The 24,219-nt window shown below is 40.2% G+C and carries 15 protein-coding genes; 4 read left to right on the forward strand and 11 right to left on the reverse strand.

All coding sequences use genetic code 11. The features are described 5' to 3' along the window. Nucleotides 1–96: 96 nt before the first annotated feature. The 9 genes from A7968_RS03175 to A7968_RS03215 all read right to left on the reverse strand — a co-directional run bounded on the left by A7968_RS03175 (nucleotide 97) and on the right by A7968_RS03215 (nucleotide 17,348). On the reverse strand, nucleotides 97–1,017 hold the full coding sequence (locus tag A7968_RS03175) for a hypothetical protein (protein ID WP_064665107.1): 921 nt from the start codon (nucleotides 1,015–1,017) through the stop codon (nucleotides 97–99). Then, nucleotides 1,005–11,399 carry an FG-GAP-like repeat-containing protein gene (locus A7968_RS03180; protein WP_064665108.1) on the reverse strand — a complete coding sequence of 3,465 codons (10,395 nt, stop codon included), beginning with the start codon at nucleotides 11,397–11,399 and terminating at the stop codon, nucleotides 1,005–1,007. The genes A7968_RS03175 and A7968_RS03180 overlap by 13 nt, the downstream gene beginning before the upstream one ends. 1 nt (nucleotide 11,400) lies before the next feature. Beyond that, nucleotides 11,401–12,771, reverse strand: a complete 1,371-nt coding sequence (locus A7968_RS03185) for a hypothetical protein (protein WP_227008944.1) — start codon at nucleotides 12,769–12,771, stop codon at nucleotides 11,401–11,403. A gap of 124 nt (nucleotides 12,772–12,895) precedes the next feature. After that, the gene (locus tag A7968_RS03190; protein ID WP_064665109.1) at nucleotides 12,896–13,147 is read right to left on the reverse strand and encodes a hypothetical protein; all 252 of its coding nucleotides are present in this window, start codon (nucleotides 13,145–13,147) and stop codon (nucleotides 12,896–12,898) included. A 60-nt stretch (nucleotides 13,148–13,207) separates the two neighbouring features. Continuing rightward, nucleotides 13,208–13,612, reverse strand: coding sequence for a DUF1761 domain-containing protein (locus tag A7968_RS03195; RefSeq protein WP_064665110.1), 405 nt, complete (start codon nucleotides 13,610–13,612; stop codon nucleotides 13,208–13,210). Between the two features lie 189 nt (nucleotides 13,613–13,801). Continuing rightward, on the reverse strand, nucleotides 13,802–14,332 hold the full coding sequence (locus tag A7968_RS03200; protein ID WP_064665111.1) for a response regulator transcription factor: 531 nt from the start codon (nucleotides 14,330–14,332) through the stop codon (nucleotides 13,802–13,804). Then, nucleotides 14,329–15,570 (reverse strand): ATP-binding protein, encoded by a 1,242-nt coding sequence (locus tag A7968_RS03205; RefSeq protein ID WP_064665374.1) that lies wholly within the window; start codon nucleotides 15,568–15,570, stop codon nucleotides 14,329–14,331. The genes A7968_RS03200 and A7968_RS03205 overlap by 4 nt, the downstream gene beginning before the upstream one ends. 54 nt (nucleotides 15,571–15,624) lie before the next feature. Then, complete coding sequence (locus A7968_RS03210) at nucleotides 15,625–16,029, reverse strand: nuclear transport factor 2 family protein (RefSeq protein ID WP_064665112.1); 405 nt, start codon at nucleotides 16,027–16,029, stop codon at nucleotides 15,625–15,627. Nucleotides 16,030–16,037: 8 nt separating this feature from the next. Next, nucleotides 16,038–17,348 carry a metal-dependent hydrolase family protein gene (locus A7968_RS03215; protein WP_064665113.1) on the reverse strand — a complete coding sequence of 437 codons (1,311 nt, stop codon included), beginning with the start codon at nucleotides 17,346–17,348 and terminating at the stop codon, nucleotides 16,038–16,040. 152 nt (nucleotides 17,349–17,500) lie between these two features. On the opposite strand from A7968_RS03215, the gene A7968_RS03220 reads away from it, so the two are divergent. Further along, complete coding sequence (locus A7968_RS03220; protein ID WP_064665114.1) at nucleotides 17,501–18,574, forward strand: ketoacyl-ACP synthase III; 1,074 nt, start codon at nucleotides 17,501–17,503, stop codon at nucleotides 18,572–18,574. A gap of 94 nt (nucleotides 18,575–18,668) precedes the next feature. Beyond that, a complete protein-coding gene (gloA2, locus tag A7968_RS03225; RefSeq protein WP_064665115.1) occupies nucleotides 18,669–19,055 on the forward strand; it encodes an SMU1112c/YaeR family gloxylase I-like metalloprotein in 387 nt (128 codons plus the stop codon). On the opposite strand, the gene A7968_RS03230 is transcribed toward gloA2, so the two are convergent. Further along, on the reverse strand, nucleotides 19,052–20,413 hold the full coding sequence (locus tag A7968_RS03230; RefSeq protein WP_064665116.1) for a leucyl aminopeptidase family protein: 1,362 nt from the start codon (nucleotides 20,411–20,413) through the stop codon (nucleotides 19,052–19,054). The genes gloA2 and A7968_RS03230 overlap by 4 nt on opposite strands. Before the next feature lie 114 nt (nucleotides 20,414–20,527). After that, nucleotides 20,528–20,941, reverse strand: a complete 414-nt coding sequence (locus tag A7968_RS03235; protein WP_064665117.1) for a hypothetical protein — start codon at nucleotides 20,939–20,941, stop codon at nucleotides 20,528–20,530. A gap of 152 nt (nucleotides 20,942–21,093) precedes the next feature. Between A7968_RS03235 and A7968_RS22820 the strand changes: the two genes are divergently transcribed. Together A7968_RS22820 and A7968_RS03240 are read left to right on the forward strand one after the other, a co-directional pair. Then, nucleotides 21,094–21,276 carry an oxidoreductase-like domain-containing protein gene (locus A7968_RS22820; RefSeq protein WP_084447991.1) on the forward strand — a complete coding sequence of 61 codons (183 nt, stop codon included), beginning with the start codon at nucleotides 21,094–21,096 and terminating at the stop codon, nucleotides 21,274–21,276. 315 nt (nucleotides 21,277–21,591) lie between these two features. Next, nucleotides 21,592–24,168: a TonB-dependent receptor plug domain-containing protein gene (locus tag A7968_RS03240; RefSeq protein ID WP_064665118.1), complete on the forward strand. Its 2,577-nt coding sequence runs from the start codon at nucleotides 21,592–21,594 to the stop codon at nucleotides 24,166–24,168. Nucleotides 24,169–24,219: the final 51 nt, after the last annotated feature.

Below are 24,219 nucleotides of genomic sequence, written 5' to 3' on the forward strand. Positions count from 1 at the left end.
AATAACTATCATAATAAAAAGGCAAAAAGAAAGACCTGACCCTATTTATTTTTGGCTTTCTTTACACCTATTTATTTGTTCTTATGAGTGAGCCCATTAACTTTTTGACTTCAACCATGTCTTGATTTTATCTCTCTTCGATTCAAGTTTTATCTTCAAGTTGTCGATTTTTTCTTTCGAGATCCCTACGACCTCGTATATTTCTCTAGCTCTTCCATATTCACTTTTATTTATTAAATTATTAGAACAATTATTTAATATTGTTTCGTAAATTATGAGTCTCCCTTGAGATGCAGACTCTACAAATTTTACATATTGCTCAGCGGTCATTGACTCACAAAACTTTATGTTTAAGTCTAGAATGAAACTTATATCTATTCTGTCTAGGCCTTTCATTTTTCTCAAAAAAAAGTCAAACCCCTCTACATAATATGAATTTAGGATACTATTTTTTATATCCGTTCCTAATGATTTGTAGAGAACATTTTTTTTATTTTTTTCAAAAAAACGTCTTGGAGTAGATCTTTCAACAAATGTTTTAAATTCAGTTATTTCTGTAATTTCATTTTCCAATAACTTTGTTAAATAACTTTTCATTTGCCTATTACTGTAAGGTAATAAAAGCTGAAATAAATGAGTATCTATATAAGCAACAGCCCACTCAAAGCAATCTAGGGAGTCAACTCTATCGAACTCTAATATATAACCTTTACTAAGTAATATTGTAATTTTTTTGTAAGCTTGAAGCTGACATAAACCTTGTGCATATGGTGTAGGCGTATTGTAATTTCCTTTAAGCTCATCATAAAGATCCAAGACCTTGTTATTAAGCTCATTAGTATAAAGAAAATAATGGGCAATCAACGGTAAATTATCTATATAAAGCTCCGTAACTTTCACCTTATCTTCTTTAGCTTGTGTTAATAAATCAATATAAATGATATCTTGAGCAGCCCCAAAAGTAGCATTACAATAAAATAACAAATTAATAAAAAGTACAAACTTTATCCTCCGCATCCAACAACCACCTTTTCACTAATTGAGCATGCTGCTGCCGCTCGGTAATACGTAAATGAAGCACTTACTATGGATGGCGCAAATCCATTTGATAGATACCAACCTGTTCCTTGTAACTTCATAGTTGGAAAATCTATTACAGTCATTTCATTTTTCAGAGTAAATCTAGGTTTGGGGCTAGATATACCAATTGGTGTCCACACTTTCTTAGCTGCTTCATCTAAACAAATTTGCATTGCTGAGCAATTTACTTTTTTCGCAGAATCTTCCCCCCAAAAACTTATATCTGCTTGCCCACCTGAACCAGGATATCTAGTGTTTATAGTACCATCAGGGTTGTATATCAAATTACCATCAGAATCTTTAGCAGCGATTTGACTACCTAAGTCTTCCATGATTTGTTTTTTAGGGTTCCACTCATAATTTTTTAATTCATTCACTACAAATTGAATAGCACTAGTTACGGCTCCGTTAGCAAATTTACCACCTGTTATTTTTGAAACTGTCCCTCCAGCAAGAGCTTGGAGAATGACACGGCTCGGTGAGTTATTAGTATTTACTTTTCCTATTCCTTTCATTATACCAGCGGTAATAAATCCATGACCGAAATTCCCTCCTTGAACATCAGATATGATCCCACCAGCGGCTGCATGAACTGCCATTTGAGTACCTGTATTCTCAATACCATATGCTTTAAAGCTACCGCCTATTGCGCCAAAGGCAGCCCCAGAAAAAGCACCAGACATTGCTCCTTTTAAAGTACCAGATGCCACAGCACCACCAACAGCACCTGCTATCGCACCAGAAACAGCTCCGACGAATATACTTCCTGTTGCCGATAACATTGTCCCTGTCACACCTGCCATAGTAACGGAAGTAGTCATTCCAGCACTAATAGCCCAGCTAGTAGCCCAACCTGAGGCTAATCCAGCGGTAAAATAAGTTGCTACCGCCGCAACTATCACTCGCCAATATTTCTTAACAAATTTCCCTAAAGCTTTAAAGAAATACCCGCTCGGATCGGTATAACTCAATGGATTATTCAACACATAACTATATGCGTTGTAGTTTTGTAAATTACTCGGTGCTTGTACTACGGGATCGGCTTGCATCATTCGGCCGGTGCCGGCGTCGTAGATACGGCCATTCATATGGATCACGCGGTTATCACCATCAAGCATCACTTGTTCGTGGCCAGTGTAGCCACGGGTATTGCTGGCGATAGCGTTAAAGGCACTTAAGTTACTTTGCTGGGCATAGTAAAGCTGTGCTTCAAGTGCAGTCGGAGCAATCTCTGATTGTTGACCAAATACATCGTAAGCAAAGCGTTTTAACAGTTTAAAACTGCCATCAGTAATGGCAGTAATGGAGCCTTGATGGTCGGTAAACAGCCATTTTATGCTGGCATTGCCCGCGGCATAATAGGTTTGCATGGCGTCGTTACCAATATAGCGTTTGATGTATTGGTCATTCACGGTGTGATTAACCGTCAGTTCTAAAGCGCCCACATAATAAATTGTTTGCTCAGCGTCTACGCGTTTATAACGGCGGTTATTGGCATCATAGTTAAAGTAGGCTGATTTACCATTAATACTAATTTCAGTGGCTTTATTACGGCCGCTGTAGGTAACAGTACGCCAATTAGTGCCGTTTTTCTTCGCCCATGTTTGGTTACCGTTTTTATCATAACCAAAGGTTTCGGTCATGCTGCCTTTACTGCGACTGGTTATGCCATGAATCGGTGAGTTTGTCGTTTCGTTATAGCGCTGCTCCCAATCGTCTTTACGCTCTAAATTACCGTTATCAGCGTAGCTATAAACAACTTGACCATCGACCGTAGTAACACGGTTAAGGTTATCGTAAGCAAAGGTTTGTTGTTGCGACGCCGTTAAATGACGTGAGGTTAAATTGCCCATACCATCAAAGCTATACGTATCTGCTTGAATATAGTCAGTGCCAGTACTAATACCCGCTACATGGCCTGCATCGTCGTAGCTTACGGTCATCAACTCTTGACCTTTATTGTAACCTGTTACTTGACCACGGTCGTTGAGGGCATTGACTTGGTAATACACACGACCCAAGCTTGTGCCTTCGCGGGCTTCTTGGCGCTTAAGTACTTGGCCGTTTTGATACGTGGTATGTATGCCGCGTGCCTCGCTATACTTACCGCTAGCATCTCGACGGTAATCATCAAAACTAAGCAGTGGTCTGCCAAACTCATCGTAGTTGGTTTGCTGTATTACACAACGACTAGTGAGTGGGTCGTTAAGGCGCGTATCTGTATAACGTAAATCGTTACTACGGCGATTAAAGTTCACCATACTGGTACAATTTAGGGCACTTTCAACATTAGTTAAACTGGCTACCGCGCGACCAAAGTTATCGTAGTAGTAATTCTTTTGCCATTCATTACCAATACTCTCTTGCATTAACCGATGAACGTTATTACCGGTGCCAAACAGCCATTGACTGGTTTGCTCACCGGTGACTGTTTGCTTTGTTTTACGGCCAAGAATGTCATAGCTATTAGTTGTAACAACACCCCGTGCATCGGTTTGCGTTTTAAGCTCACCAAAGGCTGTGTAAGTATAGCGCCAGTTTCCACGGTCTTTATCAGCCATTGATTTTTTACGACCTAAAACGTCGTAGGTAATTGTTGATAATATTTGCTGATCGGCTGATGAATGAACGGTTTCTAAATTACCCAGTACATCATAGGTATAGGTTAATACATTACCGGCGTTATCGGTCACAGAAGCTGTTTGGCCAAGCGCATTACTAAGCGTGGTTTTAACTTGCGTGCCTTCTGGAATATCGCCCGTTAAGGTGACAGTTTCCTCTAAGCCATTGAGTTCATAAGTGGTGGTAATGTTTGAATTGGGATCGTCAATTTGTGTTGGTCTGTCAAACACATCATAGCTGCTGGTAATTGCCTGCATACCAGGTGATGTTTGGCTCAGTGAGCGGCCGTGTTTGTCATACTGAGTATAGGCTGTTAACCAATCCCCCAATACAGTGATTTTACTTGCTGCCGTTGTGCGCCCTGCTTTATCAATGTATTGCTTTTCAACCAATTCACCATTAACTAGTTTATTAATTTGTGCCACACAATTACTGCTATCACAGGTACTCATATACGTGCTAGTTTGCGCGCCAGTGGCACTATAACTTGATACTTTGCTGCCAAACGCATCATATTGAAAGTACGCTTTGGTGCCATTAACATCGGTTACAGCTGTTGGCTGACCAAATTTATTACGGCTATTGACTGTTTGCTCGGTAAATAAATCGTTAGCAGTAGATACTGCGTAGCGCCCTTCACTATCAAAGATTGAGCTTTTACTGCGCGTTTGATGCGTTTGCCCAGCTACGTTATCACAACTTGGTAAGTTTGCTGTTTGTATTGCAGTTTCATTACCTAGTGCATCATAGCTATGGGTTGTTTTAAGGTAGCTATCACAACCACCTTGCGGCATCACAATTTCATCTTTAAGCATCCCTTTATTTTGGTGGTTACTTGGGTAATAAGTAAATTCAGTATTACGGATGACTGGCGTAAGTTCACCTTGACTGTGAGTAACCGTGGTTTCTTTTAAACGGCCAAAACGTTTATCGTAATCACTTGTGCCATAACTATTTACTGTAGTAACAGATGACAATGACTCGTTAGTATTAATCGAATCCAAGAATCCAGTGCTTTGCTCGTATTTATTTACTGTTAATTCAGAAACATTGGCATGTTCATCTTGCACTGTGGTCGTAACGGTACAGTTATAACCACTCACGGTTAAGTCTGTATCAATACGTGCAGAACATTCTTTAGTATTGGCGTTATACACTTGATAACTGGTTAAACTATTTGCATTAACTGACGCTACATTGGTATAGCTATTAGCCGCAGAGCTTAATAATGTTCGGCTGCTACCTGAGACCATATATTTTTCGGTTTTATCAGGCATACCTATAAATGGAAATGCTTGGCGGTAATAGGTATTGGTTTCAAACGTGTAGCCGTCTTTTTCAGTTTCGGTAGTGAGCTTTCTAAAGCCCAGCCAACCACGTCCACCAAATTGCAATCTAGCACCTGCATAGCGATAGTTTACCGATAAAGTATCGCTGGGTGACAAGGTACTTGGACTGTCAGTTGTTACTGCTTTTACTAACGGTGATGAGCCAATAAGATCTGTGACATTCAAGTTTTGATCGTTATATAGCAGCCTATCCGCAGCTGAAACTATGTTCTCACTCGCAGTCGGGTATTGTTCAGCAAGTTCTAAATCATATTTAGAATACAGCTGCGGATCAGACATTAAGCCATAGTCTATAACTGTTTTACTGCCATAGCCTTGGCTCACTTCGCGTAGCATACCTTGGCTGAATACTTCGTTTAGGTTGTACTTAACCTGAACTCGATTGCCACTTTTAAAGAAAATATCGGGCACGGCATCATGGTTATGATCGGTGAAATACGCATAGTCACCTTTTTCATAATTAATACCATATGTTGTAAAGGCTAGGTTTGCATTGCGATTGAATGACTTTATAACAGGATTCCACTGATAAGCAGTCCATGAGCTTGTATCGTCTTCTTTAAAGAACAGTTCGAGTTTACCATCACGGTCGATATCAATACTAAGCGGTGCAATATGCTCGCTCATATTACTTAAGCTTAATGCTTGGCTAAATTGAAGATCTTGCGTTCCAGTATTGAGCAATACTTTCCACTGCTCACTGCTGGTGTCGTAAAATAATAAGTCAACTAAACCATCACCATTAAAATCATTCGGTTGTAAGTGCTTAGCCTTACCGTTGTGAATAATCACCTGCTCTAACTCAGAGCCACCATCGGTATTTATAAAGGCTAAAATACGGTCTACTTCGGTATTGCCATCACACTTATTGCTGCTACAACCTAGTGTGAGTATATCAGCTAAGCCATCAAAGTTTAGATCTAACATGTACCATGGCGTATCGTCCTCAACAAGATTACGCTGATTAGTTGTGGTTCGATTAATCCGCTCATTATATTGAGAAGTAACACCTAGTCCCTGTTTTTCAGAATAGCTTTGGCTATCTTGTTGCCAGAAGCGAGCATAGAGCATTTCATCATCACTGCCTCTTTTATGAATAATATCGGCAAAACCATCGCCATCGAGGTCTCCGAGCCTAATATCGGTCATATATCTATCTGTACCCGTTAATGCAAGTGAGCTGTAATCTATTGCGTTATTAACTTCATTAAAAGTGTATTGGCTCCAGTAGTAATCGCTATCACGTGAGTGTTTATCGCGTGTGTTTATCCATAAAGACTGCTTGCCATCATTATTTGGATCAACTGCCATCATTTGCACAATATCAGCGCCATCATAACGATGAATTGTTTTACATACGTCTGAATTAGTGCCATCAGTGAAGTTCAAACATAATAAGTATTCTTTACCATCAACACGCTCAAGCGTTGCAAGTTCAGGTTTACCATCGCCTTGTGTATCAATTTGTGTCACTGCAGCTAACTTATTGCCTGAACTAGTATGAAATACAGTTTGATAAGCTTCAAAGTTTAAGCTGTTATTAAATTCGTTGTACTCAAACTCAATGGGCTTTTTACACACATAGCCTGAGCACTGTGCTATAGATTTCAGTAATCGAACTCCGTTCGCAGCATTTTCAAAGGTTAAATTGTAATTAAAAAGCAGATCTCCATTGTGGTTATAGACTTTAATATCATCAAGTTGAGCGCGAGCCGTAAATTCACTACCATTTACGTATGCTTGACTGCGAATATCACCTGCTTGATATTCAAAAACTACGCGGTTACCACTGTAACTAATTTGTGCTAGCGCTTTTTCGCCAGCTCCTAAATCAGCTGTATTGTTGAAATTTGTGTTTGTATAGATAAAGTTAATGGCTGTGCCGTCGTTTTCTAAGTTGTCGTAAATTCTACGAATATTCCATGTCAGTACTTTGTCTTCTGCAATTGCCACTTCTGAGTTTATCGTTCCGCCGTAGTATTTTTTACTGCCGTCTTTACCTTCAACAACAAACATTTTTTTGCTACCCGTTGTACTGTTTGCAATTGTAATTAGTAGCTGGCTGTCTATTTCGGTTTTATACGTAGCGCCGACTTCGCCTTCAGCATAGCTATCATCGAGTAAAATAAGACGTTGACCATCTAAACAATAACGATCTGACTCAGTAAATGTTAACCCCGAAAACTGACCATCTTGCGCAACGGTTTGGCGACAGCGACTAATGGCAGAACCTGCACTTATACCCCAACCAAGTCCGACTGATGTCTCTGGTGTTTGCGAATCATAAGTAAGCGCCACTTCAGGTTGCACACCGGCAATACCACTGGGTAAAGCAATTGGCACCGTATAATTAGCAGAGCCATTTTCGGTGACTCTAAAGCTGCCTAAAGTCGGTGAAAATGATGCTGATGTGTTAAGCACATCTATACTTGGCCAATTTTTTTCAGCAACTGACTCATTTAAGGCCACATTAATGGCTGCTTCTTGCACGCTAGTGGTTACTAAAATTGTTGCAGGATCGGAACGCTCTGAACATTGCTTTTTAAGTTCGCCAGTTTTAAGCGTTACTTCAATACAAGCTTCAGCCCAAAATTGATATTCGCCATTAGCCAAATCTACAGCATAACGATTGTTAGTTACCGAGGCTAATAACCACTCACTTTGTGCGTTATATGACTGGCTTAACTCATAAAATGTAGTTGCTGCTGGGTGGTTAAAGTTTAGTTCATATTGGCCTAAACCAATTTCAGTATAGTTCAAGCTTGGTTTATCACTTAAGCCATCACGCGGATCGAGTGGATTTTGCCCTAATAGAATTTCAACTTCATCTGATAAGTTATCGCCGTCAGAGTCCGTATCGTATTTGCAATTACGTGAGCTCAAACAAAAGTCATAGAAATAATAAACCGTATTATTGGCAATAATATCAAAGCGAGCTGCTGAAAAAATAAGCTCATCGATTAGAGCTGCGCGTGTTAGCCCTTGGTTTAGCTGCGCTAACCACTGCGCTTTTGTTTTGCTTTTTACTACAGGGTTATTGGCCGCAAACAATAAAGTATAAAGTTTATTAATAAATACACTGTTACTATCTGCTAGCGGTAAATTAACTAAGCCTTCATCTGAATTTAAAAATGCATTGATCAGTTCAATATTTTCTATGCCTAATTGCTGTGCGTAAGCAAAAAAAGTTAACTCTGCTTTTGTTGGCGCACGCTGTAACAGCGCATAAAATAGCTTTGTTATTTGAATAATATTTTGGCTTTGTTGTGATGGCTGCCAACCATCAGGCTCATTATTTAATAAGTTTTTAATCAATGAACTGTCAATATCGTCCCATTTTAATGCGTTGAGGCTGACACTCGCTCTATCGATAATATGCAGTTGTTGATCTTCGGTTGTAACATAAATTTTATTATTAGCCGATACTACTGGTTGCTGAGTAATGCCACTGGTTAAAATATATTGCCACTGTACGGCGCCCGTGTTTTGCTCAAGCGAATACAAAGCGTGATCCATAGAGCCAACATAAATATTGTTATGTTGATCGATTTGCGCGGCGGCTTTTATAGGTCCACGGGTTTGCGTTACCCACTGCTCAACACCATCATGATTTAATGAGTACACCTTGTGATCAAAAGAGCCGACAACGATATTGTCGCGGCCGTTTTTAGTGGTTAACAATGGCATAGCAACGACTTGGCCACCTGTTGCAACTTTCCAACGCTCTTGCCCTGATGCATTGAGGCCGTATATATCATTACCACTGCCTAAGTAAATTGACCCAGTAGAACTTACCACTGGTGCATGTAAAATCATGTCAAAACCAGCATTAGCACCCGTATTGTCTATAATAATTGAGCCTTTCTCTGCACCGGATACACCGTTACTTAGCTCTAAATATAAACCACCATTGTTTAGGCCTTCAATTACTCGTGGTGGTGCTTTAAATTGCAAGTTATAGTCATCTATATAACTCAGCTGAGCGCTAGATAGCGAGTAATTAAAAACCTCCGCTGTATTACGTAGTCGTACAGCTAGTTTCATACTTTTAGAGTTAAAACCAAGGCCCTTTATTTTTAAGCAATTACTACCGCAGCTGCTATTAAGTTCAGCTTGCTGTATATAGGCGGGTATATGATTAAAGGTAAGTTGCTGCCCTAACGTACATAGGTCTTGGCTATTACAAGCAGATAATTGATAAGTGTAATTACCTAACTTTAGATCGTAAATATCTTTATATAATACTCCCATAGACTGAATAACAGTTTTAGTCGCAGTTTGAGAATCCGCTGCAGTACCCTGCCACCTTTCCAACTTATAATAACTTGTTAAGCCATCATCATTATTTTGCCAACTAACTCTATAGGGACCACTTTGTTGTAAATTGTGTGCAGCAAAAGTTGGTGAATTAGGGGTTGGTTCTTGATTATTTATTTTTATTGATTCACATTGTTCACCCGTGCCTACAGGGCTGCTTTGCAGATTACCATTATCCTCATTATGAGCACTCGCGCAGTAGGTAAATTTTTTATTGTGTAGATTGTGACCTTTGGTAATCCGTACATCTGGACTTTGGCTTGAATAATGACCAACAATTTTCCCATCTTCATAAAGTGTATAACTTTGTGCATGACTTACTGGTTCGATATGTACTGTATATTGGCCAGCAGTTTGCGCGCCGACAGTTACCTTTGGAACGCCAGGTTTAGGCAATGTAACCTTACCTGTCACTGTTGCACTGGTTTTAGATTTCCCGGCAGTATCAGTAGCAACTAGTTGCACAGATATGTCACCTGCTGTTTTAGGTGTCCAAGTTAGGCTAAACGCTTTATGATCGCTATTTTTAGTAGGCAGAGGTTGCGGGCTACTTAGGCCAGGGGTAATCGTAACAGTTTGAACTGTGCCATTAACTAAGAGTTTCAGCGATTTCAGAGCATTAGCTTGACTTGTGAGCGCACCAACTTTTGCTGTTAAAGTAACTGCGTTATTAAGTGTTAGCGTAGTCGGTAATTGCTCTAACCTCACACCAAATGGCGCTAATACATTTACCGCTACATTTGTGTGTTGTTTTAAGCCGTGTATGTCTTCGGCATAAATATAATAACTATAGGTACTTGCCGTATTTTTACTAATAGCAAAGCGACAAACGGATGAACTTACATCACATGTTTTAAGCAACTTGGAGCCGCTGCATTTTGTTGGCGAGCTAGGTATAGTCCCCGCTGGGTATTCACATATTTGATATGTGTTTAAACCTTGCGCATCGTTTGCTGTTGATTCAATAGTAAATGCTTCATCAATAAAAGGGCTTGCATTACTGGTTTTAACAGAAACTGTTGGTGTATCGTTTAGAACGATATCTTTAAGTTCTTTAAATACAGAGGCGCTGCTATCAGTTGCGACTGCTTTAAAAGTGGTGTTGCTGGAGACTCTTAAATTAAAACTACAACTAAGATTAGTACCAGTAGTAGCACATGTTGATTGATAATAAGAGACCGGATTACAGGTGCTGCCAACGCAAAAGTTAAATGATTTTATTTGATTAATATTTTGTTTATCATTATCTTTTGCAGTTAATGTGAATTTTATACTACTGCCAGAATTAACTAATTTCTTATCTGAAATTAGAGTAACTTCAGGCGGTGTGTTTTTCTCAACTACATTCACTGTTGCCGTAGGACTAGATGTGCTTTTTATACCAAAGCTATCTTCAGCAACTGCGGTGAATGTATGTTCACCAAGTGCAGTTCCTTGGAATGAAAAACTACAGTTACTAAAACCTGAAGTACAGGTTTTGACATCTTTGATCTGACCATTAGCTGTATGTTGCTTTATTATTAAGCTTTTTAAATCATTACCAGCATCAGATGCAGAAAAATTTATTATTGCATTTTTTAAAGGCTCTATCGACACATTTAGATTCGATTTTAAAGTAATCTGAGGACGTGTTAGTCTTTTAACCTCGATATTAAAAACATGATGCGTGGGGTAAACACCACCAACATCTTGATCGTAAGGATCACCAGAGCCATGCTCTCTGACTGCTGTTTTAATTAATATGGAATTAACACCTACAGGCAGATTTTTGAAAATCACATATTCATCTGCAATTACCAAATCAGTTACACTACGCTGATATAAAAAATTATTTATATTTACATAGCCTATTCCAAGATAACTTTCGTTGTGCCACAAACTCGGTTTCGGAACACTAATACGAACGTCATTACCTACTAGAATAATTTTATTTGGCAATGTTCTAACATTTGGTGAAGCAGTGTAAGCGTTAGCATATGTAGAAAGTAGAAATAATAAAGTATAGAAAACAAAAAATAATAATTTAGACATCTTACAACTCCTTCTGCCAAGCAATATCTAACACTTGCGGCTCAGTATTTTGAGTATCATCGCTGCCAGTTGTAAAAAAACGTTGTACGCTTGAAAAGATGCCATCACCGCCACCTGAGCCTGAAGAAGGTATTAAAAAAGCAGTGACTTGATTGGGCGCTGTGCGCAGCAGCAGTTCGTTTTGTTTTGAAAGTTTTGCATCAGATAATATTGGGTTATTGCGATAATCACCCGGGAGTATAAATTGGTTTTTTACCGTTAATGTTTCAAGGCTGTACTCAGCAACTAAACCCGTTGTACTGACACTCAGTAGACTATTATTTGAACTGCCTGAAAAATAATTAGAGATAGAAAATGTTTGATCGTCTGGTGGTAACGTACTATTACTATTCTGCTTAATAACAGGGCTTGCAATAACCTTGCCCCCAGTAGTTTTGCACTGAGACTCTGCTGAATGCATATAGGTTTTGCATATTTTACCACTGCCATTCATTAAACTGACGCTATAGTACAAATAACCATTGCTAATTACAGGCTTATTAGCAATTACACCATTAAGGTTTTTACTCCAAATAATTTTTGATTGGTTATTTACTTTGTGTAAAAATCCATCTTGGGTAGGGACATAAGTAAAACTACCACTTGTTACAATTGCTCTTTCAACAATATCTAGTCCAAGGTTCATAAGTGGTTGTAGGTATCCGCTTAACTCGACTTCTTTAATTACTTGTGGCTTATTCACTACTACAGCCGTTTTTTGTTTTTTAGTGCTGCCAAAACCCACTGCCGATAACTCAAATGAACTATAGTTATAAGCTGTTATCGCTTTACTGCCAGTAAATGGTAACGCCTTATAATGTGTCCCATTTACTTTTAAATTGACTTCACTCGCCCCTTCAACATTCCAAGAAACAACAACTCGCTCACCTTGAGCAACTTTACTTTTATTAGTAGAAAAAGAGGTAATATGTAGTGGTGACGTGTTTACATTATTAATATTCGTCCAGCCTGCGCAACCATACTGATGGCACCCTTTCACTCTGAATTTATTACCTAAAATTTTATCAGCACGGTATTCATTACTTACAATATTGCTCGCAACTAACTGCCAACTACCATTAATGTAATGCTCAATAATATAATAATTACTATCGGAATTTTTTGTCCATTGCAGCCAATATTCAGTTGGTGTCTCTTTAATAGTTAGATAAGTTGTAGTATCTGGGTATAACTCGATGGGCACAAAAATAGTGATACCAGATACATTAACTGGTGCATAAGCTTGTTCAAAGTCTTGTTGAGCGATAACTAAACAAGAATAAATGCTTAATATCGCAGTAAAGCAGTGAATTAATAAAAAGGCGGGCTTCATTTTAGTCCTTTAATTTAACTATAGTTACGTCCTAGTAACAATTATATACACATTAAATATAGGTACAATCAGCCAAAAAGGTGATTAAATGAATAAAACATGAATGAAATATCAAATTAAATAATTACTTAAACGTAACTTTGCCGCCGATCATTTTATACGCGGGGGCGCCGCGGATGATTGTTTCACGTGCGAAGGGGCGTTCACATTGTGGACAAATACAGCGGGCTTTGGTGAAATCTTGGCTGATGCGTTCGATAAAACATTTCACTAAAGCGCCTTTGCCACCTTTACGATACTTAAACAAAGGGGCTTTACATTGGCTGCAAAAAATATCGACCGTTTTGGTGGGGCCTTTTTTATTCGGTTTTGCCATTATATTGTTACTTCTAGTCCAAACACGCTTATATAATCTATAGCGACATAGACTAACAGCTTATGGCCACAGACCCAAAATTAAGCCCATTAGGGTAAACTGCAAGATATGGTAACCGCTATTGATTAAAAACAGTTTTAACGGTCGTTGCTCAAAAATATAACCAATCCCCATTGAACTACTAACCCAACAAACACCAATGGCAAAACCCACAGCAACAGCAACGCCTAAGTTAGGGTTCGGCCCTAAAAACAGCGATAAACTGAATGCAATAAACAACGATAAAACAAAACTCCCGCCAAATACCCATTTAGGATTGGTCGCTTTTAAATCAAGCTCTGTTAAGCCACACCCTTCAAGCCATGCCCGTTGAAATAGCCACGGCGAATACCAAATGCCGCCTAACATAAAAGCAGACATAGCTGCAAAAAATACGGCTGCAAAATCTAGTTGAGATAAATCCATAGCGACTGCTTATGCTGATTGCAAAAAATACAATGATATTTTTAATGTAGTTAATGAACGCCATTGCAGCAACATCGAAACGATGAATAGCTTATTGTGTTATTCACCGTTAGGGCTAATATAGTAAAAGCAATTTATAAGGCAGTACTATTTCACTAGATTCAGGGTTGAGTCTTGCAACACGCTCGGTTATTGCTGCACTGGTTTTTTTTGCAGTTTGCGCTGTAATGTACGCCTGTGCATATTAAGCTGGCGGGCAGTAGCTGAAATATTGCCTTGGTTAGCGTGCAACACTTGTTGAATATGCTCCCATTCCAAGCGCTCGGCAGACATAGTTTGCGTATCTGTCACCACTAATTCAGTATTAGGTTCTGCTGCGCCATTCAATGCACGTAACAATGTCAGCATATCAACCGGTTTTGTTAAATAATCATTTGCGCCCTTGCGCATCGCCTCTACCGCAGTGGCAATACTGGCAAACCCAGTCAGTAACACAATATGGGCATCGGCCAATAATGTTCGCAGTGGTTTAATGAGTGCCAAACCATTGTCATCCGCTAATTTCATATCGAGCAATACATGACTCGGTGCATACTCTGTAGCAATGCTCAGCGCTTGTTCTTTAGTATGGGCAAGCTGACATTGAAATCCTTGCTTGGTTAAGCGCCGCGCTAAGGTATTAGCAAGATTAATATCATCTTCAATAATTAATAATTTCATGCTGTCTCACTGACTTGATCGCTTACCGTTAATTGCACTTTGGCAACCGCACCACCTTGTGGGTGGTTAAATAGTGTTAATGAGCCCTGTAAGCGCTCAAATGTGACATTAGACAGCATAACCGCCAGCCCCATCCCCGTTTCACTGGGCATTAGCTGACCACCTAATTCAGCTAATTGCGCTGCGCTAAAACCTTTTCCAAAGTCACGGATAATTAAACTCACCGATTTAGGACTCTCAGTGCTGTGTTGCCAGTTTAATTCTAAGTTTTGTTGCTGTGCTTGCTGATTAGCAAACGCGGCATTTTGCAACAAATTTAAAATAGCCGGTAGTAACATGACATCATTAGCGATCGAGTAATTTGGCGTATCATTTAACCACTTAAGCTGTTGATCTGGATATTGTAACAGCATGGTATCTGTAATTTGTTGCGCCAACTCAGGTAATGACACCGCTGCAGCAACGGTTTGTGTGCGTAACTCAGATGACAAAACACGAAAGTGGTCTAGTTGCTGGGCACATTGCTGAAGCGGTTGCTGCATGTCTTTGACAATTTCATTATTCGGTTGCTCTTCAATTAGCTCTTCATACAGTAATTGTAAATTAGCAATGGGACTGGCTAATTGGTGGGTAATTTGTGCAGCAGCGCCATCAAGCATCACTAATTGCTCTGCACGTAGTTGTTTTTCACGAACACTGGCAATGGTTCGCTCTCGTGAATGCAAAGCACGGTTCATGGTGCCTATAACCAACGCAATTACGCTGGCGCTGATCACAAAATTTACCCACATACCCACAAAGTGACTGGTCATCTGCATATGATGCATACTGTGCTGCGGCAATTTAAATAATAAAATGCTGTATGCGGCTATCGCCAATATTGCAATATAAGCCAAACCTCTAGCGCTTACGCTGACGGCGGCGATCATAATAGGTAACAAAAGTAATGATACAAAAGCGTTGGTTGCGCCACCGCTGAGCGATAACAATACAGACAAAAACAGCACATCGGCAGTCAACTGCATCAACATACCCAGTTCTTTGGCTTTACTGACATTACGATAAGCAATGACGCTTAATATTTGAAATACCGCTTCAAGGGCAATCACCACAAGCAAAGGCATTAAGGGGATTTGGTGCTCTAATAAAAAATATACGCTAATAACTGCGATGAGTTGAATAGCGATTGCGCCGCTGCGTAACTTCAGTAAGCGACTGATGGCCGGATCTGTGCGCATTAAAAACGCCATACATAAATACCTAAGAAAAACACCTAATAAAAAAGGCTTAAATTAATCATCATCCATGGAAATACTGAATACCGCGCACGGTGTGCCTTGATGAAACACCATTTTCCATTGGCCGTCGCTTAAGCGCCAAAGCGACATACGTAGTGAATAATTAAATTCCGCCCGTGCAGAACGTCGAAATGCCGCTTGATAGCTTAATTGCGCAATGTCATCACTGAGCATCCGGCCTTTAAAATGCTGATTATAAAACTGCGGCACCACTTCTGTGGGTAATCGCGTTAATACTTGGTATTTATTAAACACGGTGCCATTGGCTGCAATCTCAATAAAATCATCATCGAGTAAACTATCCAGTGCTTGCTCAGATTGACGAACCTCTGGATCTAATAATTGGCGCTCAGCATCAATCAAATGATTAAACAATGACGCCTTGATTTTGCTGCCCATAGTCGTTCCTACAATTGTTTATATACTTGCCCTGCTTTCATCACAAACTGTACATTTTTCAATGTAGTTATATCATCGAGCGGGTCACCCTTAACACTGATGATATCTGCTTGTTTACCAACACTCAACTGCCCAAGCTTATCTTGTTGACCAAGCAGCTTGGCGGCATCAATCGTCGCCGACCTAATAGCTTGCTTTTCAGTCATACCGTATTTCACTAACCATAAAAACTCATCGGCATTGTCGCCGTGGCGCGACACGCCTGAGTCTGTGCCAAAAGCTATATTAATATTATTTTTTAACGCCAGTTTAAATGATGCTTCAACTTGTGGCACTACAGCGCGCACTTTGTCGGCAATCGCCACTGGCATATTAGGGTTACTTAGCACTTCTTTGCTGACCGTCTGCCCAGCTAATAATGTAGGTACTAAGTACGCATTATGTTTTTTAAACAGTTTGATACTCTGTTGATCTAAGTAAGATCCATGCTCGATTGAATCAACACCTGCTCGCAACGCGGCTTTTACGCCTGATGTACCATGTGCATGTGCGGTAACACTTCGTCCTAGATTATGTGCAGTATCAACAATTGCCTCAAGCTCTTGATCTGTAAACTGCTGACTAACCCCTGCGGCAGTATTACTTAATACGCCGCCAGTTGCGGTGATCTTAATCACATCCGCACCTGATTTTATAACTTCACGTACAGCACGACGGCAATCATCTGCACCATCGCAAACCCCAAGTCCACCGCTTATCACATCACTAATATCTTTACGGTAACCGTGTAAATCAGCATGTCCGCCAGTCGGCGTAATGGTATCGCCTGCTGCAAATATACGTGGCCCTTGAATATCTCCACGCTCAACCGCTCTTTGCAGCGGAAATATCACTTTATAACTGCTACCTAAATCACGTACCGAGGTAAAACCGGCATCAAGACTACGCTGTAAATATTTAATCGATCGCAGCGCATAGTCCGCTTCATACTCTGTAAGCCATTGATGAGGGTTTGTGTTTGCATCACGCTCAAATGTAACATGCACGTGCATATCAATTAGACCAGGCATAACAAACTGATCTTTTAAATCAATAATTGTCGCATCCGGCAATTTAAGTTCACTAATGCTGATATAGCCTTTTTCAATGCGGGTGATTATGGCATCTTCTATAACAATTGTTTGTTGTTTTTCTAGCGTTTGTTCAGCGCCAGATAACAGTGAACCTGCGTAAATAACCTGTGTTTGTGTTGCAAAACTTGACGCCGAACAAACCAAAGCGCTAAGAGAAGCTAAAGTAGTGATTAATTTTTGTTTCATGTTTACCTCTTTTTTTACTACCATTAGCCTAAATTACGTTTGATTACCACTATTTACGACATAAACGCAGCGATAAACTAGTCTTAGAAGTGGATTTTTGGTATAAATCAAACATAGATCACACATGTCTGACCACTTAAAGAGAGCACACTATGACTTACGCACACATTACCGGTTGGGGTAAATGTATTCCACCTGCGCGTATTAGCAATGACGAAATCAGCCAATTGGTTGATACCAATGATGAATGGATCACCACACGCACTGGCATCAAAGCCCGCCGAGTAAGCCACGTAAGTACCGCAGAACTTGCCACTGTGGCAGCTAAACACGCAATAGCCTGTGCAGGCATTGATGCTAAAGACATCGATCTTGTGTTACTCGCAACCTGTACGCCCTCTACTATGGTGGCAAACACCGCTTCATTAGTACAAAAAAACATTGGTGCAGTTGGTGCAGCCGCTATGGACACCAATGCCGCCTGTTCTGGCTTTTTATACGCGATACAAGCGGCTACAGCACAAATTCAAGCTGGTATGATAAAAAAAGCCGTCGTAATTGCTGCTGAACGCATGACCTGGTATGTAAACTGGGAGCGCCGTGACAGCGCAGTGTTATTTGGCGACGGCGCCGGTGCCGTGGTACTTGAAGCCGCCGACACGCCAGCAGGTTTACTCGCGACAAAAACAGGCTGTGATAGCGAAGACCGTGATATATTGCATATCACCAATTTTGGCAGCGACTTAGATAAATATGTGCCGATTGGGCCATCTGATCTATTGTTTGAAGGTCGTGAAATATTTAAACGCGCAGTAAAAGGTATGAGTGAAGCCTGTGATGATGTACTCGCACAAGCAAGTTTAAGCCTTGATGATATTGATGTACTTGTGCCGCACCAAGCAAATTTACGTATCATTCAAGCCATTCAACATCGCTTAAAAGTGCCGGATGAAAAAGTCATGGTTAATATTGGTGAATACGGTAATACATCGGCAGCCACTATTGCGATCGCATTATGTGAAGCTGTAGAGCAAGGATTAATTAAACCTCATGCGAATATTATGTCAGCAGCATTTGGTGCAGGTTTAACTTGGGCTGCTAGTTACATAAAATGGGGCGAGCGTGTTACGCCAATCAGCGTTAGCGATGCAGCGTTACCACCGTGTGACAAAACTGGTTTAGAATTAGTAGCCCCAGCGGTTGCAGCCTGTAAAGGGACTGATTAATCACATACAGTATCTATTAAAGCGCGACTTTCGCGCTTTATTCAGCTCGCTAGAATGGTTAAATATTTAACTCGATTGGTATTATTGGAACAATATGAAACTACTCGCGATTCATCACGTTGCTATCATTTGCAGCGACTATCAACGTGCTAAACATTTTTATACTCAAATACTTAAGTTACCCATAATTCATGAACAATACCGTGCTGAACGTGACTCTTATAAGTTGGATTTAGCGCTACCAGATGGTAGTCAAATAGAATTGTTCTCATTTGTTGGGGCGCCAAAGAGGCCCAGTTACCCTGAAGCCCAAGGCTTAAGACATCTTGCGTTTGCAGTTGCTGATATTAGCCATGCAAAAGCTTACTTAGAAGAACATGCAGTCGCAGTAGAAGAAATAAGAGTGGATGAAATCACCGGGAAGCGTTTTACATTTTTCGCCGACCCCGATGATTTACCTCTAGAGCTTTATGAAGCTTAGTGAAAACGGCTTTCTAGATAATTAAATACCGCACGAATACCTAATGCTTCACCGCCTACAGGACGCCCTGGTAATGAACGTAAGTTCCATGCCATTACATCAAAATGTACCCATGGCGTTGTTGGTTCAACAAACTCTTTTAAGTATAAAGCCGCTGTAATTGCGCCACCAAACGGGGTGCTCGCACAGTTTGCCATATCGGCCACATCGCTTTTTAACAAGCTTTTATATTGTTCAAAAAGTGGTAATTGCCAAACCGGATCAGCCACTGCAATACCCGCGTCAATAATACCATTGGCAACATCACGATCCGTTGCGAAAAACCCTGGTAATTCAGTTCCTAAAGCAATACGACAAGCGCCTGTTAAAGTAGCAAAGTCTATCAGTAATTGGGGATCATCATTTTGCGCTTCAGTTAGAGCATCGCACAATACTAGGCGCCCTTCAGCATCGGTGTTATCAATTTCAACCATGATGCCTTTACGTGTTTTGATCACGTCTCCTGGGCGAAACGCATTGCGAGATACCGCATTTTCAACCGCAGGTACTAAGACACGCAAACGAACAGGTAATTTAGCAGCCATGATCAACTGCGCTAAACCAATTACATGTGCAGCACCGCCCATGTCTTTTTTCATGTTACGCATACCAGAGCTTGGTTTTAAATCTAAGCCACCAGAGTCAAAACATACGCCTTTACCCACTAAAGTAACAAGCGGAGCATCGTCTGCCCCCCAGCGTAAATCTAATAAACGTGGTTTATTTTCACTGGCACGGCCTACCATATGGATAGTTGGGTAATTTTGCTCTAGTAACTCATCACCCACCCATTCACTAAAGCGCCCATCATAAGTCAGGGCAAGATCAGCCATCACTTGTGATAAGTGCTGTGGCATCATGTCAGCCGCAGGTGTGTTGACTAAATCTCGTACTAAGTTAATGGCATTTGCTTGCTGATTAAGGCGCGCATAAAGTGTTGCATCAGCTATCGCCAATTGTGCTTTAGCAGCACCTTTAGCTTTATATTCACTAAACTCATAACCGCCCAACATAAAGCCCAATGCGATCTGTTCTAATTGTTGTTCGCACGCTTGCACTTGATAAAGGCCAGCAGGTAGTTTATTCGCTAAATCCCCAGCTAACCAAAAATCATCCAGGCTATTAACTAAACAATATACCTGACTGAGTGCGCCGGTTTGTGGATCAACCACCAGTGCCAAACCTTGTTTGGCAAAATCACAGCTATTGAGCCAGTTCTGTAAAAAAGTAGGTTGCTGCTGTTGCCATGCAGCTAAGTCATTTTTAACAACAAAAAACAATGGAATACCAGATGTACTATGACGAATTAATGCACTCATTAAATGACTCGTTTAAAATAATAGGATGCCCAAGCATATCAATAACTCAGCGTAAAAGGTATAGCGTAGCGGCTATCCTTTTTGCTGGATGACATTATTTTTTTACGTTTGGTTTTACACTTTGCTCTGTGGCTTTCTCACTTGCCTGCTTTTGCTGCTCTTGGGCAATGATTTGAGTGGTTTACTGATATTGAATGAACTGGGGAGTACATCCACCCCCACCCATTGACCGAGTTTCACGACTAACGGAATGGTCACTGGAGCAAATGGTAAAACCGCAAAAACCCCTAACCCTAGGCCTTTGAGAATATCCACAAACTGGGCATTGGCTTTTTGTAAATCTTCTTTACTTACTTCACCTTGAGTGTAGCGACGATAAATAATGAGCATTTCTTTGGTTTCTTGTTTTTCTTGCGCCAGTGCAATTTTAAGTGCCACCATAGCTCGCTTAAAACGCAATTGTTGGCGTTTTGTAGTAATTTTTGCCACTCTAATTGGGGCACGATGAATAACTTTATATAGTCGCATAATCGCTATTCTCACATAGCCGTAACACTTCACAAAGCATAATTTGCTGCTATGAGGTATAAATGGATCTGCGGTGTACCTTTACTAGCAAAGTCTCATTATTAAGTATAAAATAGTTCAGCAAATCACTCATTCTTTAGCAACTGTAAATAATGACAAAAACACAACAAAATAAACTTGCTGTTACAACAAAAAGTTGTATAACAAAACCAATCAGGCCCGCTTCAGATGAATGCTGTGGTGGGGGCAGTTGCTGCCCGTGTGTATGGGATGAATACAAGGAAGAATTAAAAGTTTGGCGACTACAAAACCTTGAACACAGCGAAAATTTATAATACACACTTGTTAATTTTACTGAACAATATTTAACCTCAATAAATTGCCTTACCAAAATAATTATTTATTTTTTCATTTATTTTAGCTTAACAATTACACTTTTTACCTTACCCATTATTTTTAAGTTAAAAAAACCATTATTTTTCATATGGGTAGCTAACTTTCAATTTTCCTCTATATAAAATACAAAAAAACTCAATTTATTTAACACCTTGCACATTTATTTAACAAACTGTATAAGTTCAACTAACCATTTGTCTTGATAAAAATCATTTGGTTACATAACCATTACAATTCTAACTGGGGAAATTAGAATGAAATTGAAAAATAAAGCGTTAACTCATGCAGTTAAACTTGCACTAACCGCGACTACCGCGGGTCTATTTATTTCAGGAACTGCACTTGCCGCAGACGAACAAACTGAAACCACTAAAGTTAATAAAAATGTCGAAAAAATTGCTGTAGTGGGTACCCGCTCGGCACCACGCTCTATTGGTGATTCACCCGTACCTATTGATATCATCGGTGGTGAAGAACTGAGTAAATCAGGTAACACTGATATGCTGGAGTTATTAAAAGGTGCCATTCCATCATTAAACGTACACTCTATGCCAATTAGTGATGCGGCATCTTTAGTGCGTCCAGCTAACTTACGTGGCCTACCATCTGACAGTACCTTAATCTTACTCAATGGTAAACGTCGTCATCGTGCTTCTGTTATTGCCTTTTTAGGCGGTGGTATTAACGATGGTGCTCAAGGCGCTGATATTTCAGTGATCCCGAGCATTGCTCTAAAGCAAGTTGAAGTATTACGTGATGGTGCTGCCGCGCAGTATGGCTCTGATGCTATTGCAGGGGTTATCAACTTTGAACTAAAAGACGCCTCTGAAGGCGGGACATTTGAAGTACGCCATGGTCAATATTTTGAAGGCGACGGCGATACAACACAAATTTCAGGTAACGTTGGCCTGCCATTTACTGACAGCGGCTTTGCTAACTTAAGCTTTCAATACAAAACAGCGGATGCAACCAGTCGTTCAGTGCAGCGCGCTGATGCAGCAAACTTAATTGAAGCTGGCGTGCCAGATATTGCACCAATCACTCAAGTATGGGGGGCACCAGAAGTTAATGACGATATTTCAATTTTTGGTAATGTTGGCCTTGAACTGACTAATAGCTCTGAATTTTATATGTTCGGTAACTACTCTGAGCGAGATGTGCGCGGTGGCTTTTACTATCGTAACCCACATACTCGCCCAGGTGCATATTCTAATGATGGTGGTGAAACATTACTAGTCGGCGATCTTACTGGCGATATGAGCGGTAACTGCCCTACTAACATCATGATTGATGACAACGTACTTGATAACCCTGACTACATTAGCCAAGTTGCTAATAACCCAGATTGTTTTGCTTTCAACGAAATTTTACCTGGCGGTTTTACCCCTAACTTTGGTGGTAACATTACCGATACATCATTGACTATGGGTACTAAAGGCGAATTCACTGGCGGTATGCTTGAAGGCGCCTACTACGATTTAAGTGGTACTGTTGGCTTCAATGAATCTCGTTACTTTATTTATGACACAATTAATGCATCGTTAGGCCCAGATAGCCCGCGTGATTTTAGCCCTGGTAAATACTCCCAGTTAGAGAAAAACTTTAACTTTGATTTATCAAAAGGTTTTGATTTTGGTCTAGCGTATGATGTAAATGTAGCCGGTGGTCTTGAGTGGCATGAAGAAACCTTCACAGTTACTTCTGGTGATGAAGCCTCTTTCATTGCAGGCCCGCTAACTGAGCAAGGCTTTGGTATTGGCTCAAATGGTTTCCCTGGCTTTAAACCGTCAGATGCGGGTGAATACACACGCCGTAACTATGCAGCTTATGTGGATATTGAAGCGCCATTTACTGAAGACTTCTTAATGGGCTTAGCGCTGCGTTATGAAGACTACGATACCTTTGGCTCTACCGTAAATTATAAGTTAATGGGTCAATACCATTTAACTGAAGATTTAAATATTCGTGGTTCAATTAGTACTGGTTTCCGTGCGCCAACAGTTGGTCAAGCCAATGTAAGTAACGTACAAACAAACCTAAGCAGTGGCGTACTGGTAGATTCTGCTTTATTACCACCAACAAACCCTATTGCCGTGCAATTAGGTGGTACAGAGCTTGAACCGGAAGAATCGAAAAGTTATACATTCGGTGCCGTTTATACACTGGGTGAAATATTCTTAACGATTGATTACTACAACATTCAAGTTGAAGATCGTATCAGCCAATCTGAAAAAATCGAGCTAAGCCAAGCTGATAAAGACACCCTAGAAGAGGCAGGTGTGCCTAACGTACAAAGCTTAGCGCAAGTTAGCTTCTTTACTAATGACTTTGACACAACCACCCAAGGTGTTGATTTTGTTGCAAACTACGCAACTGATTTATTAGGCGGCAGCTCTACATTTAGTTTAGCGTACAACTGGAATGAAACAGAAGTAACTCGTTCAACTGATATCACTGGTGCATTTAAAGTAAGCCGTTTAGAAAACGATTTACCAAATCACCGTGGCACATTGACTTGGTCACAACAGTGGGAAAGTTTCTCAATGTTTACTCGCGCAAATTATTTTGGTGAATACCAAGGTGTGCACGTAGATTATGACGAAACAGCAAAAATGGCCGATGCAGCGATCACCCTTGATGCTGAAGTCACTTACTTTTTCAATGACTCTATTAGCTTCTCAGTTGGTGCACAAAATCTGCTAGACCAAGAAGCAGAGAAACTTGATTTTACCGTTGCTCCTAATAATAACTGGGGTGGTAAATATTATGAAACATCGCCATACGGTATTAATGGTGGTTTTTATTACGCCAAAGCAACGTATACTTTTTAAGCGTAGCTAAGCAATAAAAGATAGGCGAAATGCTCAAGACATTTCGCCTTT

Origin of the sequence: Pseudoalteromonas prydzensis (assembly GCF_001661495.1) — a bacterium.
Lineage (GTDB): Bacteria > Pseudomonadota > Gammaproteobacteria > Enterobacterales > Alteromonadaceae > Pseudoalteromonas > Pseudoalteromonas prydzensis.